Genomic DNA, 15,551 nt, shown 5'->3' with positions numbered 1-15,551 from the left:
CACCATATATTCAATGCGGACTCCACCTAAAAAGTTGCGTCGCAATATTTTTATAATATGTCGATATTTAAAAATAAATTTTTGAATATACATTTTTTTTAAACATATACTATTTCAAAGAAGGGAGTGGAAATGATGTTGTTGCTAACTGTAGTATATGATAATGATAAAGAGAATGTAATAGATAGAATAAATAAAATAAAAGAATATTTTAAAAATAAAAATATAGTTATAGGAATTTCAGAAAGTATAGAATCCAATACTCACTTCGTAAAAATATTTTGTGATGAAGAGTTAAATGATAAATTAAATAGTATGTTCACTATAAATATAGCTAATATACTATATGAAATTGTTATAGATGAATTTTATAAAAGGGATATGGAAATGTTCCTGTATGACACATACTTTTTCTTAAAATATGATGAAATAAAAGAAATAAAAGAAAGCAGTTTAAAAGTGCTAAAAGGAAAAGAAGCAACCATAGATGAGAATTCAATTTACTATATGAATAAAAAAAACATTATAATAGATAAGATCGTAGAATGCATACACGAGAATAAAGAAATAAATATAAATGGATTTATAACTTTTAGGATGAAGGAATTAAAAGAGGACTTAGAACAAATAATTGATAAAGTTGTAGAAAAATATATGGCTGAAAAAGAGTATACTGAATTTATAAAGCTATTAAAGTATTTTGTGGAAATTCAAGATAGTAAAATAGAAGAAATAAATATAATTATAAAAAACGATGGTAAATATTCTATTCAAGATAGGGAAGGAAATAATATAGAAGAAAAGCTATTTAGTGATTTAGAAGAACTAAAGTATAGTGATAATACCAATATTGACGATATGATTATAAGTGTTTTGATAACCAATTCTCCCGAAAAAATAGTAATTCACTGCAGTGAAAATTGCAAAAATTTAGATTTAATAGATACAATAAAAAAGGTATTTACAGATAGAGTACAACTGTGCGATACTTGTAAAGTATGCAAAGAAATTAAGCATAGCCTTAATAAGGTGTGAATTAATCTATAAATTTATAAAAAATAAAATACTTTGATATTTATAATTTAAAGTATTGACATGTATAATTTAAAAGACTATAATAGAAACAATAAATTTAAATGTAATAAATTTAAATACAATGATAAGGAAGAGTAAATAACAAGCTACTCCAAGAGAGAAGAATCCATCGGTTGAAAGATTCTTTGGGTAAGGGTTATTGAAAACCACCTTTGAGTTGAATGCTGAAATTGTAGTAAGTATGTTCGAATTACCTGCGTTAAGGGTGTAGAGATAACAGTAGATACACAAAAAAATTATTTTTTATTGTGTAGCTTTAATGAGTTTGAGTTAATTAAGACTTATGTACTGTTAAACTTGGGTGGAACCACGAACAGCACTCGTCCCATATGTAGGGATAGGTGTTTTTTTATTTGATAAATAAAAAAACTAGTGGGATACTAACCTTTAATTATATCATGTTTATAAAATTAATTCAAATAAAATTTATAAAAACTATTGACAATAATTAAGCTAAATACTATAATATACAAAAAACAGTGATAAGGAAGAGTAAATAACAAACTGTTCTAAGAGAGGAGAACTCATTGGGTGAGAGGTTCTTCGAATAAGAGTTGTTGAAAACCACCTTTGAGTTGAATACTGAAATTGTAGTAAGTATATCCGTTGCCTGCGTTAAAGGTATAGAGATAACAGTAGATACGCAAAAAATTATTTTTTATTGTATAGCTTTAATAATCTTTGGATTAAATAAGATTTATGTACTGTTAAAGTTGGGTGGAACCGCGAACTAACACTCGTCCCATGTTTATGAGACAAGTGTTTTTATTTTGCAAATAATTAATTTAAATAAATAAGACTAGGAGGAAAATATTATGATAAAAATTAGTTTAAAAGATGGAAGCTTAATCGAGGTAGAAGAAGGAACAAAAGTATTTGATGTAGCAGCTAAGCTAAGTACTTCACTAGCAAAAAAAGCTTTAGGAGCTAAGATAGATGGTGAAAGAGCAGAATTAATGACAGAAATTCACAAGGATTGTAAACTTGAAATATTAACTTTTGATGATGAAGATGGAAGATGGATATTAAGACATACAGGTTCACATATACTTGCTCAAGCTGTAAAAAAGGTGTATCCAGAAGTTGAATTAGCTATAGGACCAGCAATAGATACAGGATTCTATTATGATTTTGATGCAGAATTTTCTTTTACTCCAGAAATGCTTGAAAAAATAGAAGTAGAAATGAACAAAATAATTAAAGATAATTTAAAACTTGAAAGATTTGAACTTCCAAGAGAAGAAGCTATAAAACTTATGGAAGAAAAGAAAGAAAGTTATAAAGTTGAATTAATAAAAGATTTACCAGAAGGTGAAGTAATATCTTTCTACAAACAAGGAGATTTCGTAGACTTATGTGCAGGTCCTCACGTACCATCAACAGGAAAGGTTAAAGCTGTAAAATTACTTTCTATTGCAGGTGCTTATTGGAAAGGTGACGAGAAAAACAAAATGCTTCAAAGAATTTATGGAACTGCTTTTGAGAAAAAGGCTGACCTTGATGCATATTTAAATATGTTAGAAGAAGCAAAGAAAAGAGATCACAGAAAATTAGGTAAGGAATTAGACTTATTTAGCATGCATGAAGAAGGACCAGGATTCCCATTCTTCCACCCTAAGGGAATGATAGTAAGAAATACTCTTCAAAACTTTTGGAGAGAAATGCATTCAGCAGCTGACTATGATGAAATAATGACTCCTGTAATTTTAAATGAAAAGTTATGGAGACAATCAGGACATTGGGATCATTATAAAGAAAACATGTATTTTACTAAAATAGATAATGAAGATTATGCTATAAAACCAATGAACTGTCCAGGATCAATACTTGTTTACAAAAATACAATACATTCATATAGAGAACTACCTTTAAGATATGCTGAAATGGGTCTAGCTCATAGACACGAAAAATCAGGTTCATTACATGGTCTTATGAGAGTTAGATGTTTTACACAAGACGATGCTCATCTATTCTTAGCAAAGGATAATATTAGAGATGAAATTGTAAATGTTATAAAATTAATAGATGATTTTTATAAAGTATTTGGATTTGAATATTTTGTAGAACTTTCAACAAGACCAGAAGATTCTATGGGAAGTGATGAAGATTGGGAAGCTGCTACTAATGGATTAAAAGATGCATTAGATACTATAGGTCTTAAGTATAAGATTAATGAAGGAGATGGAGCATTCTATGGTCCTAAAATAGACTTCCACTTAAGAGATTGCATAGGTAGAACTTGGCAGTGTGGAACTGTACAGCTTGACTTCCAGATGCCAGAAAGATTTGATTTAACTTATATAGGCGCTGATGGAGAAAAACACAGACCAGTTATGGTTCATAGAGTTGTATTTGGTTCAATAGAAAGATTCATAGGAATACTAATAGAGCACTATGCAGGAGCATTCCCAGCTTGGCTTGCACCAGTACAAGTTAAAATAATGAATATTACAGATGGTCAAATTGATTATGTAAATAAAATTGCTAAAGAATTAAAGAAGAATAAGATAAGAGTAGAAGTAGACTTGAGAAATGAAAAAATAGGATATAAAATAAGAGAAGCTCAACTTCAAAAAGTTCCTTATATGCTTGTATTAGGTGATAAAGAAATGAAAGAAAATACAATAGCTGTAAGAAGCAGAAAACTTGGAGATCTTGGAGCTATGAATTTAGATAAGTTTATAGAAAAGATAAAAGAAGAAATTGACAAAAAAGAAAGTTCTGTAGACTAATATAAAATATAATAAAAAGTATTGACAAATTTATAGGATAGTAGTAAAATAACTTTTGTTAAGAAGAAACAGCCGTTTCTCACCTTACAGCAAAGCTAGTGAGGTTACTACAGTTTTTATTTGAATTGTATTTTAAGGACGGCTTAGGCTGTCCTTTTTTTATATGCTATAAAACATTATAATAAAAAAACACCTGGGAGGTGAAAATTATTAATAAAGATTTTCTTATGAATGAGGAAATAAAAAATAAAGAAATAAGAGTTATTGCAGATGATGGCTCTCAACTTGGAGTTATATTGTCAAAAGATGCACTTAAAATGGCTGAGGAGAAGGAACTAGATTTAGTTATGATATCTCCAAATGCTAATCCGCCAGTTTGTAAAATAATGGACTTTGGAAAATATATTTATGAACAGGCTAAAAAGGATAAAGACGCTAGAAAAAAACAAAAAGTTGTAAGTCTTAAAGAAGTTAGGCTTAGTCCAACTATAGAAGAACATGATATTTCTATTAAAGCAAACAATGGACGAAAGTTCTTGGTTGCAGGTGACAAAGTAAAAGTCACTGTTAGATTTAGAGGTAGAGAAGCAGATTATTCGTTTATAGGTAGAAAAATATTAGATGCTTTTTATTCTAGACTTGAGGATGTTTGTGTAATGGAAAAACAAGCTAAGCTAGAAGGAAGAAACATGATAATGATTTTAGCACCTAAGAAAGCATAATTGAGAGGAGGAATTTGTTATGCCAAAAATGAAAACAAAAAGAAGTGCAGCAAAAAGATTTAAAGTTACAGGAACAGGTAAACTTAAAAGAGCGAAAGCTTTCAAGAGCCATATATTAACAAAGAAAAGTGCAAAAACTAAGAGAAATCTTAGAAAAGCAGGTTACGTTTCAGTAACTCAGGAAAAAACTATGAAACAATTAATGCCTTATGTATAATAGATGGTTCGAAGGAGGGTTTTTTAAATGGCAAGAGTAAAAAGAGCTGTGAATGCTCGTAAATATCATAAAAAAATACTAAAACTTGCAAAAGGTTATTATGGTGGTAAAAGCAAGTTATTTAAAACTGCTAACGAGACAGTTATAAGAGCATTAAGAAATGCTTATGTAGGAAGAAAATTAAAGAAGAGAGATTTCAGAAGACTTTGGATAGCTAGAATAAATGCTGCTACAAGAATGAATGGTCTTTCATATTCAAAATTCATGAATGGAATAAAGACTGCAGGTATCAACATTAACAGAAAGATGCTTTCAGAAATAGCTATAAACGATCCAAAATCATTTGCTGAATTAGTTGAAATAGCTAAGAAACAATTGAATGCTTAATAATATTTACATAAAAATGCAGCAGTAATGCTGCATTTTTTTTACTTAAAATTTGTTATTAAAAATAAAAAGATGGTGTTTGAAAAGTATGGATATAATAAAAAGTAAAGATAATAGCTTAGTAAAAGAAGTTAGAAAGTTAAAAGAAAAAAAATATAGAAATAAAAGTAATAAATTCTTAGTGGAAGGATTTAGATTTGTCTTAGAAGCTTTAAAATCAGAATTTTCAGTGACAATGCTATTTGTAAGTGAAAATAGCGAAGATAAATGGCAAAACTTTAATATTAGTAACAAGATTCAAACAAATACTAAAGTATATTGGGTTACAGAACAAATATTAAAGCTTTTAAGTGATACAGAAACCCCACAAGGTATAATTGGAGTAGTGGATAACAGAGAATTAGATGTGGAAAATAAAGACGGTTTTTATGTACTTGTGGATAAAGTACAAGATCCAGGAAATATGGGAACTATTATAAGAACTGCTCATGCATCTAAAGCTCTTGGGATAATACTCACTAAAGGAACTGTAGACATATATAATGAAAAAACTTTAAGATCAACTATGGGATCTATATTCCATGTACCTATAATACAAGATAATGATCTAGATAAAGTAAAGTTTTTAAGAGAAAATGGATTTAAATTAGTAGCTAGTTCATTAGATACGGATAAAAATTTTTATGATGCAGATTTAAAAGAAAAAGTAATAATTGCTGTAGGTAATGAGGGTAATGGTATAAGCGATGAGTTATATAATATGGCTGATATAAAGGTGAAGATACCAATGCCAGGAGGAGCAGAGTCTCTTAATGTGTCTGTAGCTGCAGGCATTATGATGTTTGAAATTATTAGGCAAAATTTTGAACACTAAAAAATTTGTAATTTGTATTGACAATGGAAAGTTATATATGTAAAATAATAAAATACATTAAAATATTAAACTATGATAAAGAGAGTAGGTATACAGTTTTTTTTAGAGATAGAAAGTCAGAGGCTGGGAGCTTTCTTAAAGGCCTGTATGTTGAAGTTCACTTTAGAGTTCTAATTGTGAAATTTAAAGTAGCAGTTGGCGGTTAAAACCGATATATTTACAAAGCGGGTATTATTTATGTATATAATAATATCAATTTGGGTGGTAACGCGGATATGGTCCGTCCCTTTTGTTAGGGACGGACTTTTTTTATATTTAATAAATTAAACTGTAGTATATAAATTCAGTTTAATTTGTATAATAGCATTCAGCTTATTATACAAATGTAGAACAAAATGTGAAAGGAGAAAAAACATGAAAGAAAAATTAGAACTTATAAAAAATAATGCTTTGGAAGAAATAAAAAATACTTCAAATAGCTCTGAATTTGAAAGCATAAGGGTAAAATATCTTGGGAAAAAGGGTGAATTAACACAAATACTTAGAGGTATGGGAGCTCTTTCAGCTGAAGAAAGACCTATAGTTGGAAAGATAGCAAATGAAGTAAGAGCAGTGTTAGAAACTGCAATAGAAGAAGGAATTGGTGCTATAAAAAATAGAGAAAAAAATGAGAGATTAAAGAATGAAGTAATAGATATATCTATGCCTGGAATAAAGCAAACTATAGGTAAAAGAAATCCATTAGAACAAACTCTAGATGAGATGAAAGAGATATTTATAACTATGGGATTTACTATAGAAGAAGGTCCAGAAGTAGAATTAGATTATTATAACTTTGAAGCATTAAATATACCTAAGAATCATCCCGCAAGAGGAGAACAGGATACTTTCTATATAAACGATAATATTGTTTTAAGAACTCAAACATCTCCAATACAAGTTAGAACTATGGAAAAACAAAAACCACCAATAAAAATGATATCCCCTGGAAAGGTGTATCGTTCAGATGCAGTAGATGCTACTCATTCGCCAATATTTTATCAAATGGAAGGCCTGGTAGTAGATAAAGGTATTACTTTTGCAGATTTAAAGGGCACTCTTGAGTTGTTTGCAAAAAAGATGCTTGGAGATAAGGTTAAAACTAAATTTAGACCACATCATTTCCCATTTACTGAACCTTCAGCAGAAATGGATGCTACTTGCTTTGTATGTGGTGGAGAAGGATGCAGAGTATGTAAAGGAGAAGGTTGGATTGAACTTTTAGGTTGCGGAATGGTTCATCCAGAGGTTTTAAAAAATTGCGGCATAGATCCAGAAGTATATAGTGGGTTTGCTTTTGGTTTTGGTGTAGATAGAATGGTTATGCTTAAGTATGGTCTTGATGATATAAGACAGCTTTATGAAAGTGATATGAGATTTTTAGATCAGTTTTAAAACTATAAAGTTTTAATTTATTAAGTTAAAAAAGGAGAGAGTATAAATGAAAGTTCCAGTTAAATGGTTAAAAGATTATGTGGATATAGATATTTCAGCTAAAGAGCTTGGTGATAGACTTACTTTAAGTGGGTCAAAGGTAGAATCAATAGAAACTACAGGAGATGAAATTCAAAATGTAGTTACAGGAAAAATAGTAGAAATAGTTAAACATCCAGAAGCCGACAAATTATCTATATGTCAGGTAAATATAAATAAAGAAGAATTATTACAAATTGTTACAGCTGCTACAAATATGAAGGAACAAGATATAATACCAGTAGCTCTTCATGGATCTACATTACATGGCGGACTTAAGATTAAAAAAGGAAAACTTAGAGGTGTAGTTTCAAATGGAATGTTCTGTTCAGAAGAGGAGCTTGGAATAGCTCATGATGAACCAGTTGATGGACTTATGATACTTCCAGAAGATACACCAATAGGTAAAGATATAAAAGAAGTTTTGGATATGACCAGTTCTGTAATAGACTTTGAGATAACGTCAAATAGACCAGATTGTTTAAGTGTTGTAGGAATTGCAAGAGAAACTGCTGCTACTTTAGGCGGTAGAAAGTATAAAATGCCAGAATTTAAATTTCAAGCTACATGCAAAGATAATATAGAAAGTCAATTAAAAGTAGATATAAAAGATAAGCTTTGTAGAAGATATATGGCAAGAGGTGTTAAGAATATTAAGGTTGAGCCATCACCAGGTTGGATGCAGGATAGATTATTAGAAGCAGGAGTAAGACCAATAAACAACATAGTTGACATTACCAATTTTGTTATGCTAGAGCTTGGTCAGCCTATGCATGCTTTTGATGCAAGACAAATAACATCTAAAAATATAGTAGTAGAGAGAGCCTTAGATGGAGAAAAGTTTACCACTTTAGACGATGAAGAAAGAATATTGGATTCAAATGTACTTAACATAAAGGATGGAGAAAGAACTATAGGACTTGCTGGAATAATGGGTGGATTAAATTCAGAAGTTCAGGAGGATACTACCTCAATAATATTTGAAAGTGCAAATTTTGATGGAACAAATATAAGAATTTCATCTAAAAAGCTAGCTCTTAGAACAGAAGCATCTTCAAGATTTGAAAAAGATTTAGATCCAAATTTAGCAGAACTTGCTTTGGATAGAGCTTGTCATTTAGTACAAGAGTTAGTAGCTGGTGAAGTTATGGAAGGTACCATTGATATTTATCCAGAAAAGGTAGAAAGACATACTTTAGAAGTTGACTCTAACTGGATAAATAGATTTTTGGGTACAGATATATCAAAAGAAGATATGAAAGAGTATCTAGACAGGTTAGAATTAAATACCAAGATTAAAGAAGATATGCTAGTTATAGATGTACCAACATTTAGATGTGATGTAAATATAAGAGAAGATGTAGCAGAAGAAGTAGCAAGAATATATGGATATAATAATGTTCCAATTACTATAATAAAAAGTGTAAATACAAGAGGTGGAAAAAGTCCAAAACAAAAATTAGATGATAAGTTAATAGAAACTTTGATGTGTAGTGGACTTAATCAATCTATAAGTTATTCTTTTGTAAGTCCTAAGGTTTTTGATAAAATTCTTTTACCTGAAGATAGTGATTTAAGAAAAGTAGTATCTATAAAAAATCCGTTAGGTGAAGATTATAGTATAATGAGGACAACAACTATACCGTCTATGATGGAGGCGCTAGGAAGAAATTATTCAAGAAATAACCCATATGTAAGACTTTTTGAAATGGGTAAGGTATATATTCCAAATGAGGATGGAAATAAGCTTCCAGAAGAAAGAAACATAGTTACTTTAGGATTATATGGCGATGCAGATTATTTCCATATTAAAGGAGTAGTTGAAAATATACTTGAAAATTTAGGTATTGATAAGTTTTCTTTTAAGAGAGAAAGTGAAAATCCTAGCTTTCATCCAGGAAAAACAGCATCACTTTATATAAAGAAAGATTTAGTAGGTATTTTAGGAGAAATTCATCCTGATGTGGCAGAAAACTATGAAGTGGATGAAAGATGTTATATTGCGGAATTAAACATTGATGTGTTATATAAATATTCAAATATGGATAAAAAGTATAAAGCACTTCCTAAATTCCCAGCAGTAACAAGAGATATGGCTATATTAGTAGATGATAGTATACTTGTACAGGATATTGAGGAAATAATGCATAAGCAGGGTGGACATTTAGTAGAAAGCATAAAGTTATTTGATGTATATAAAGGTGAGCAAATACCAGAAGGCAAAAAGAGTATAGCTTATGCACTTACTTATAGAGAGGAAAATAGAACTTTAACAGATAAAGAAGTAAGTAAAGTACATGACAAAATAGTTAGAACTCTAGAAAATAGACTAGGAGCACAACTTAGATAACATTAATATGGAGTATTACGGTAAGTAGACATTTAATAAAATAAATATAGAGGGTTGTGGCATTAAGAAATTTAGAACAACATATTGGCTTATGAATCAATTATTAATACAATATGTTGTAGAATTTATTCTTAGTGTGACAGCCCCTCTGTTTATATCCTAGTGTTATTCAAAACATTGTAAAACTTAAGCAGTACTGTTATTGAAATAATAGGTTTAATATATACAAATTTTATGATAGAATAATGTTATATAAAACTGTAATAAATAGAGTTATCTAAGAGGGTGTTTACATGAACGTTATAACCGTTAAGATAAATGGAATAGAATATAACTTAAAAGGTGATGAACAAGAAGAATATTTACATAAAGTAGCTGGTTATGTAGATAAGAAAGTTAAAAATATATTAGAGAACAATGGAAAATTAAGTACGTCATCAGCAGCAATTCTTTCAGCAGTAAATATAGTTGATGATATGTTTAAAAAGCAGAAAGAGTATGAAAAGCTTTATAATGATTTTGAACAAATGGAAAAAATGCAAAAAAGCTATGAAGAACAAATTGAATCTTTGAAAAAGCAGTTAAAGCATATGGAAGAATATAATGCAGAACTACAATTGAAATTAAAAAATGATGTGAATTCTCAATATTTAGAGCAAAAGGAACAGCAAGTAGAGAAGCTTATTAAGGAAATGGAAATAATGCAGAATACAGCTCAAAAGTATTTAAAAGAAAATACAGAACTAAAAGAGCAAAATAAGGAAATAAAATTTCAGCTGCAGACATCTAAATATAAGGTTATAGACTTACAACATAAATTAATAGAAAATCAAATAAGCTTAGCAAAAGAAAAGAAATTCAATAATCCTCTATTAAATGGAGAACAAGGTGTTAAGTAAATGTATTATGATATGTTTTTTTATTGAATAAAAATGTGAGAAAAAATAAAATTTATTTTCTCGCATTTATTTTTTTTTACACTTATTTAAATATTGTATATGATTTATATGTAAGAAAACATATAAAAATAACAATAATAGTATTTTTGCATATAATGATAACATGACATAGTATAGTATCAATAAATTAATTAAAAGCATTTTTAAGGAGATTTTAAGATGTCAAAAAAAACGCGTTGCCAAGACATTTTAAGTGAAGATAATGAATGTATTATTGAATTTAAACCCTGTGAAATGATTAAATCGGTAAATATAAATGTTGATGTAGAACCTGAATCAGATGAATGTTGTTGTAATTTATCACACGGGCTGGATAATATGTTTGTTATGCAATTAGTATGTTCTATATTAAGTGAGCTAAATTCAAAGTGCACTGAAAATAGGCATAGGCATAAGCATAAGAATAAACATAAACATAAGGATAGTAATAAGCATAATCATTGTTAATAAAAAACACTAAAATTTTGTACTTAATTAATTATAAAATAAAGGTTTTATAGGGTTAAGCATGTTTTATCTACATGATTAAGGGTGTGTTTACAATATGAGTAATAGTGGTATAAAAAAGTGGACTATATTGATATATGCAGATGGTAATAATGAAATGGAAGAAATTATGTACAAATCACTTTTAGCTTGTGAAAAGGTTGGATCAAGCAATGACATAAATGTAGTTGTTCAAATAGGTAAACTGGGCAACTATAAAAATAATAATAAAGATAGCTGGTCTGGAGTAAGGAGATGCTATGCTAAAAATGGTGAATCTGTTTTAGTTGAAGATTTAGGAAAAGCAAATATGGCAGATCCTAATGTTTTATACGATTTTATAAAATGGGGATGTAAAAATTATAAAGCTGAACATTTTATGTTAGTGCTTTCTGATCATGGAGGAGATTTTATAGGTTGTTTTACTGACTTAAGCTTGGATGTGCCATATATTATGGGAATACCTGAAATGATTGAAGCAGTTAATGCAGTAAGGAAAAATCTACATTATATAATAGATATTTTAGTATTAGATATGTGCTATATGAATTGTGTAGAGATTCTTTACGAATTAGGTCAAGAAGAAAAATCTGCAGTAAAAACTGCAATAACCTATGTAGATTATGCTGCTTATGAAGGAATAAGTTATGATAAATTAGTTTTTAATACCCAAAAATATAGTATTAGTACTGATATGAATTTATTTATAAGATATTTAATAGAAGATCAGGATTTTAACTTGGCAGCATTTGAAATAAATCATGAAAAATTAGAAAAAATAAAGCTTTTATTTAGTAATGCAGCTAAAACAATAGAAAATCCTTTAGAAGTCATTAACAATTCTAATGTAAATTTAGAAAAAGTGGATTTTGTTAAAAATATTAATGATAACTTAAAATCAATAGTTATATATAGTAAAAAACCTTTTTATGGTATAAATGTTTCTGTGAATGCAATCTGTGAAGATGTAGGATACTTAATTGTTTTCTATCGTAAATTAGCCTTTTCTAAAAATAATCTTTGGACAGAACTTTTAAGTAACAAGGATCTGGATAAAATGCCTGTGCAGAAAGATAAGATTAATGTATCTTTAAAGGGGAGTTCTGAGGAAAAAGTTCATTATATATTAAAGTTTAACAATTAAAAAAGTACTAAAGTATAAGAGTGGCATATAAAAATAGAGTTTTGAACAAAGCTCTATTTTTTATGCTTTAAATATATGTAATAGTGTTTATAAAAAGAATATATCTATAGAATTACAGTAACATTTAGAGATAATTTTAATAGTATATTATAAACAGAAGTTAAATATTACAACTTTTTAAAGATTTAATGAAATAAACTTTTTTAAAAAAAGAGGAGGATATATATGGAGAAGGGAAAAGATCCTAAAATAGAATATACTTTAGGTAATATAAAAGTTCATAGAGGTCAGGTTAATGAAGCATCTGTAGATGAAAATCCATCTCCAAGTGATATAATAATTCAACAGGTAGGGAGTACCACTCTTACTGCTACTGCAACAGCTACAGCGCATAACACAGAGGAATTTACTTGGAGTATTACTAAATCTGCTACTCCTACTGTATGGAACTTGTTTAATGGTGATTTAGGGACATCTCAATATACTGTTTCTGTTGTAAAAAGTCAGGGGACTACAGATAAAGCATTTATAGAGGGTGAGGTATGTGTAACAAATGCAGGAGTTTCACCAACTGAAGATTTGCAAATAAATTTAGATATTCAGATACAACCTAATACAAGTGTTTTGACAGGTGTACCTGTAGATGTTAGCAGTTATCCTATAATTCCTGCAGGTGAAACACACTGCTATCCATATAGTGTAATAATTCCATCAGGATCAGTTATGCCGGGTGCAACCTATAAGGTTACAGCTAATGTTACAATTATGAACCATGCTGGACATGAAGGAACACCATTTGGTCCAAGTCCAAGTGATACTACAGTTATGCCAGATCAACAAACTATAGTAAATGATACTATTCATGTTACAGATGATGGCAGCAGCTATACTTTTTCAGATAGTGCAATGCTTTCCTATTCTGTGAAATATCAATGTCCTGATGATGCAGGAACACATACTAATACTGCCGTAATTGAAGAAACAGGACAATCAGCATCGGCCACAGTTACAGTAAATTGCTATGCATTACAAGTATCAAAAGATGTTAATACAGCTTTAATTAGGACTTATAACTGGGATATTACAAAAACAGCAGATAAAAGTAATATAACTCTTTCAACGGGTCAATCGCTTCCAGTTAATTATACTGTTACAGTAAGTGAAACATCTGTAGATAGTGGTTGGGCAGTATCAGGAAATATAACTGTTCATAATCCTGCGCCTATTGATGCTGTGATAAATAGTATTACTGATATTATTTCACCTAATATAGCTGCTACTGCAGCTTGTGGAGTAAGTTTTCCGTATACACTTGCTGCCGGGGGGACTTTAAATTGCACTTATAGTGCTAATCTTCCTAATGGAGATGAAAGGACTAATACAGCTACGGCAATACTTCAAAATTTTGACTATGGCTTTAATGGAACTAGTGTTCCAGATGGAACTACAGAGTTTATAGGAACAGCTACTATTAATTTTAGCAATGCAACTATTACTGAAGTGAATAAATGTGTTACTGTAGAAGATACTTTACAAGGAATCTTAGGAAACCTTTGTGTAGGAGTAGATAACCTTCCAAAAACATTTGTTTACACTCGCCAAATAGGGCCTTTTGCAACCTGTGGCGAATTTGAAGTTACTAATACTGCTAGTGTTATAAATGATGAGGGCAGTGTTTTAGCTCATGATGAATGGACAGTTCATGTTCATATTCCTTGTAGAGGACTGATGTTTAGGATGGTAAACTCAAGTATATAAGTAAAAAAATGGGTAAAATAAATAGGGATTCAGTGTTGAAGCATTGAATCCCTTAAACTTATGTTTGGCTCTTAATATTCAGAAATTAAGCTAATAGGTATAGTATCTAATTTTTTAGCTACATTCAGTATAATGATATATAACTTTTGCTTTAAATTTACGATGCTTACAAATTTCCTTTTCCTCAAATACAAAACAAAATTTTCCTGCATCAAAATCTTTATATTTGCAATCACTAGAATAACCTGTAGGCATTTTTTTAACTTTGGATGCATATAGTTTATCATTTTCATAAATTAGTACACCTACAACAATTATTTTATTTGGACATATGTTTTTTAAATTAACATGCAAAAATAGTAATCTTCCTTGATTTGTACATTGTGGCTTAAGTATAAATTTACCAATATTTTCATGGCAGCTGTTAGTATCATTTTTATATGGTGAATTATGATGCTTTTTTACTGGGATAGAACTGTTTTTATCAAAATCACCAGCATTCATTTGGTCTAGCCTCCTCATTTCACAAATAAATTTTGTTTTTTAGAAATACACTTTAATTCTATGGATAACTATCATAATATTTTCACTAAGTAAGATTCATTGATGTTTGAAATATTTATTTTAAGTATAATTGTTTGCATAAGGTATGTTTGAGATAGTTAATCATGTGTAGAATGAATTTAATAAGATATTAGATAATTAACGTTTAATTTTCAAAAAAAGGATATCCATTCAGATATCCTTAAAAGTAGTTTTAAGTTTTTAAAGGATAATAAAATAATTATCCCTATTCATTATTCCAATGAACAGCATCCAAGAATATAATTAGCACAAACAACATCTACATCCCAGACGCAAGTTTCATCAGTACAGCATTTTTCATCCACAATAATTTTTCTAAATTCTAGAGGTACATCTACGCATGTACATTGACCAGCACTAGGAACATTAACATCAAATATACGACATACAGTTGCAACTACAAGGGAATTACATTTTACTACTGCAACTATACCATATCTAGTTCCATTGCAAAGTCCTTTTATAGTGAGATCGAAATCTACTAATGTACATTCGCAATTAGAGGTGTGTTCAAAAGGACCTATTAGAGCTTTACAAACTACGCTCATTATTTTATCCTCCTAGGAATTATTTTCATAGATTGTGGTAATCTATGTATTTTATTTACTTTAGTTCTGCAAAATAAAAACCTAAATTGGCAATACTACCAAAAAATAAATATGGCATATTTTTAACCACCGTGTTATATAAAAGTTACCACACAAATACACACACGGGAGGTAATAAATAT

At 29.3% G+C, this 15,551-nt stretch carries 14 protein-coding genes and 4 other annotated features; of the genes, 12 read left to right on the top strand and 2 right to left on the bottom strand.

Annotated elements, in window-relative coordinates:
- The first annotated feature begins 135 nt into the window (after positions 1-135).
- From ytxC to HBE96_RS15425, 12 genes are all read left to right on the top strand, one after another.
- Positions 136-1,035, top strand: coding sequence for a putative sporulation protein YtxC (gene ytxC / locus HBE96_RS15480; protein ID WP_169298659.1), 900 nt, complete (start codon positions 136-138; stop codon positions 1,033-1,035).
- Positions 1,036-1,147: 112 nt separating this feature from the next.
- Positions 1,148-1,426, top strand: a binding site (T-box leader).
- A 139-nt stretch (positions 1,427-1,565) separates the two neighbouring features.
- Positions 1,566-1,843 (top strand) — a binding site (T-box leader).
- 67 nt (positions 1,844-1,910) lie between these two features.
- Positions 1,911-3,827 (top strand): threonine--tRNA ligase, encoded by a 1,917-nt coding sequence (gene thrS / locus HBE96_RS15475; protein ID WP_169298644.1) that lies wholly within the window; start codon positions 1,911-1,913, stop codon positions 3,825-3,827.
- A 54-nt stretch (positions 3,828-3,881) separates the two neighbouring features.
- Positions 3,882-3,993 (top strand) — a sequence feature (ribosomal protein L20 leader region).
- A gap of 34 nt (positions 3,994-4,027) precedes the next feature.
- Positions 4,028-4,549 carry a translation initiation factor IF-3 gene (gene infC, locus HBE96_RS15470; protein ID WP_169298643.1) on the top strand — a complete coding sequence of 174 codons (522 nt, stop codon included), beginning with the start codon at positions 4,028-4,030 and terminating at the stop codon, positions 4,547-4,549.
- Positions 4,550-4,568: 19 nt separating this feature from the next.
- Entirely contained in the window at positions 4,569-4,766 is a 198-nt protein-coding gene (gene rpmI / locus HBE96_RS15465) for a 50S ribosomal protein L35 (protein WP_029162098.1), read from the top strand.
- 27 nt (positions 4,767-4,793) lie between these two features.
- Positions 4,794-5,153, top strand: a complete 360-nt coding sequence (rplT, locus tag HBE96_RS15460) for a 50S ribosomal protein L20 (RefSeq protein WP_169298642.1) — start codon at positions 4,794-4,796, stop codon at positions 5,151-5,153.
- 88 nt (positions 5,154-5,241) lie between these two features.
- A complete protein-coding gene (locus tag HBE96_RS15455) occupies positions 5,242-6,027 on the top strand; it encodes a TrmH family RNA methyltransferase (RefSeq protein WP_169298641.1) in 786 nt (261 codons plus the stop codon).
- Positions 6,028-6,090: 63 nt separating this feature from the next.
- Positions 6,091-6,318 (top strand) — a binding site (T-box leader).
- A 123-nt stretch (positions 6,319-6,441) separates the two neighbouring features.
- Complete coding sequence (gene pheS / locus HBE96_RS15450; RefSeq protein ID WP_169298640.1) at positions 6,442-7,461, top strand: phenylalanine--tRNA ligase subunit alpha; 1,020 nt, start codon at positions 6,442-6,444, stop codon at positions 7,459-7,461.
- A gap of 46 nt (positions 7,462-7,507) precedes the next feature.
- The gene (gene pheT, locus HBE96_RS15445) at positions 7,508-9,889 is read left to right on the top strand and encodes a phenylalanine--tRNA ligase subunit beta (protein ID WP_169298639.1); all 2,382 of its coding nucleotides are present in this window, start codon (positions 7,508-7,510) and stop codon (positions 9,887-9,889) included.
- Positions 9,890-10,182: 293 nt separating this feature from the next.
- Positions 10,183-10,788 carry a cell division protein ZapA gene (locus HBE96_RS15440; RefSeq protein ID WP_169298638.1) on the top strand — a complete coding sequence of 202 codons (606 nt, stop codon included), beginning with the start codon at positions 10,183-10,185 and terminating at the stop codon, positions 10,786-10,788.
- A gap of 219 nt (positions 10,789-11,007) precedes the next feature.
- Positions 11,008-11,295, top strand: coding sequence for a hypothetical protein (locus HBE96_RS15435; protein WP_169298637.1), 288 nt, complete (start codon positions 11,008-11,010; stop codon positions 11,293-11,295).
- Positions 11,296-11,392: 97 nt separating this feature from the next.
- Entirely contained in the window at positions 11,393-12,478 is a 1,086-nt protein-coding gene (locus tag HBE96_RS15430) for a clostripain-related cysteine peptidase (protein WP_169298636.1), read from the top strand.
- Between the two features lie 225 nt (positions 12,479-12,703).
- Positions 12,704-14,236 carry a hypothetical protein gene (locus HBE96_RS15425; protein WP_169298635.1) on the top strand — a complete coding sequence of 511 codons (1,533 nt, stop codon included), beginning with the start codon at positions 12,704-12,706 and terminating at the stop codon, positions 14,234-14,236.
- A 114-nt stretch (positions 14,237-14,350) separates the two neighbouring features.
- Here HBE96_RS15425 and HBE96_RS15420 read toward each other — a convergent pair whose 3' ends face one another.
- Positions 14,351-14,740: a hypothetical protein gene (locus tag HBE96_RS15420; RefSeq protein WP_169298634.1), complete on the bottom strand. Its 390-nt coding sequence runs from the start codon at positions 14,738-14,740 to the stop codon at positions 14,351-14,353.
- Positions 14,741-15,033: 293 nt separating this feature from the next.
- Positions 15,034-15,369: a hypothetical protein gene (locus HBE96_RS15415; RefSeq protein ID WP_169298633.1), complete on the bottom strand. Its 336-nt coding sequence runs from the start codon at positions 15,367-15,369 to the stop codon at positions 15,034-15,036.
- Positions 15,370-15,551 lie beyond the last annotated feature (182 nt).

Origin of the sequence: Clostridium muellerianum (assembly GCF_012926525.1) — a bacterium.
GTDB classification, from domain to species: Bacteria; Bacillota; Clostridia; order Clostridiales; family Clostridiaceae; genus Clostridium_AM; species Clostridium_AM muellerianum.
Note: the sequence above shows the minus strand (reverse complement) of the source record. Positions and strands in the feature narration are given on the sequence as shown.

Bases quoted from the DNA above. Each gene is read 5' to 3' on its own strand.
- HBE96_RS15440 (WP_169298638.1), top strand. From the start codon at position 10,183: ATGAACGTTATAACCGTTAAGATAAATGGAATAGAATATAACTTAAAA.
- HBE96_RS15415 (WP_169298633.1), bottom strand. From the start codon at position 15,369: ATGAGCGTAGTTTGTAAAGCTCTAATAGGTCCTTTTGAACACACCTCT.
- ytxC (WP_169298659.1), top strand. From the start codon at position 136: ATGTTGTTGCTAACTGTAGTATATGATAATGATAAAGAGAATGTAATA.
- thrS (WP_169298644.1), top strand. From the start codon at position 1,911: ATGATAAAAATTAGTTTAAAAGATGGAAGCTTAATCGAGGTAGAAGAA.
- pheS (WP_169298640.1), top strand. From the start codon at position 6,442: ATGAAAGAAAAATTAGAACTTATAAAAAATAATGCTTTGGAAGAAATA.
- HBE96_RS15455 (WP_169298641.1), top strand. From the start codon at position 5,242: ATGGATATAATAAAAAGTAAAGATAATAGCTTAGTAAAAGAAGTTAGA.
- HBE96_RS15435 (WP_169298637.1), top strand. From the start codon at position 11,008: ATGTCAAAAAAAACGCGTTGCCAAGACATTTTAAGTGAAGATAATGAA.
- pheT (WP_169298639.1), top strand. From the start codon at position 7,508: ATGAAAGTTCCAGTTAAATGGTTAAAAGATTATGTGGATATAGATATT.
- HBE96_RS15430 (WP_169298636.1), top strand. From the start codon at position 11,393: ATGAGTAATAGTGGTATAAAAAAGTGGACTATATTGATATATGCAGAT.
- HBE96_RS15420 (WP_169298634.1), bottom strand. From the start codon at position 14,740: ATGAATGCTGGTGATTTTGATAAAAACAGTTCTATCCCAGTAAAAAAG.
- rplT (WP_169298642.1), top strand. From the start codon at position 4,794: ATGGCAAGAGTAAAAAGAGCTGTGAATGCTCGTAAATATCATAAAAAA.
- rpmI (WP_029162098.1), top strand. From the start codon at position 4,569: ATGCCAAAAATGAAAACAAAAAGAAGTGCAGCAAAAAGATTTAAAGTT.
- HBE96_RS15425 (WP_169298635.1), top strand. From the start codon at position 12,704: ATGGAGAAGGGAAAAGATCCTAAAATAGAATATACTTTAGGTAATATA.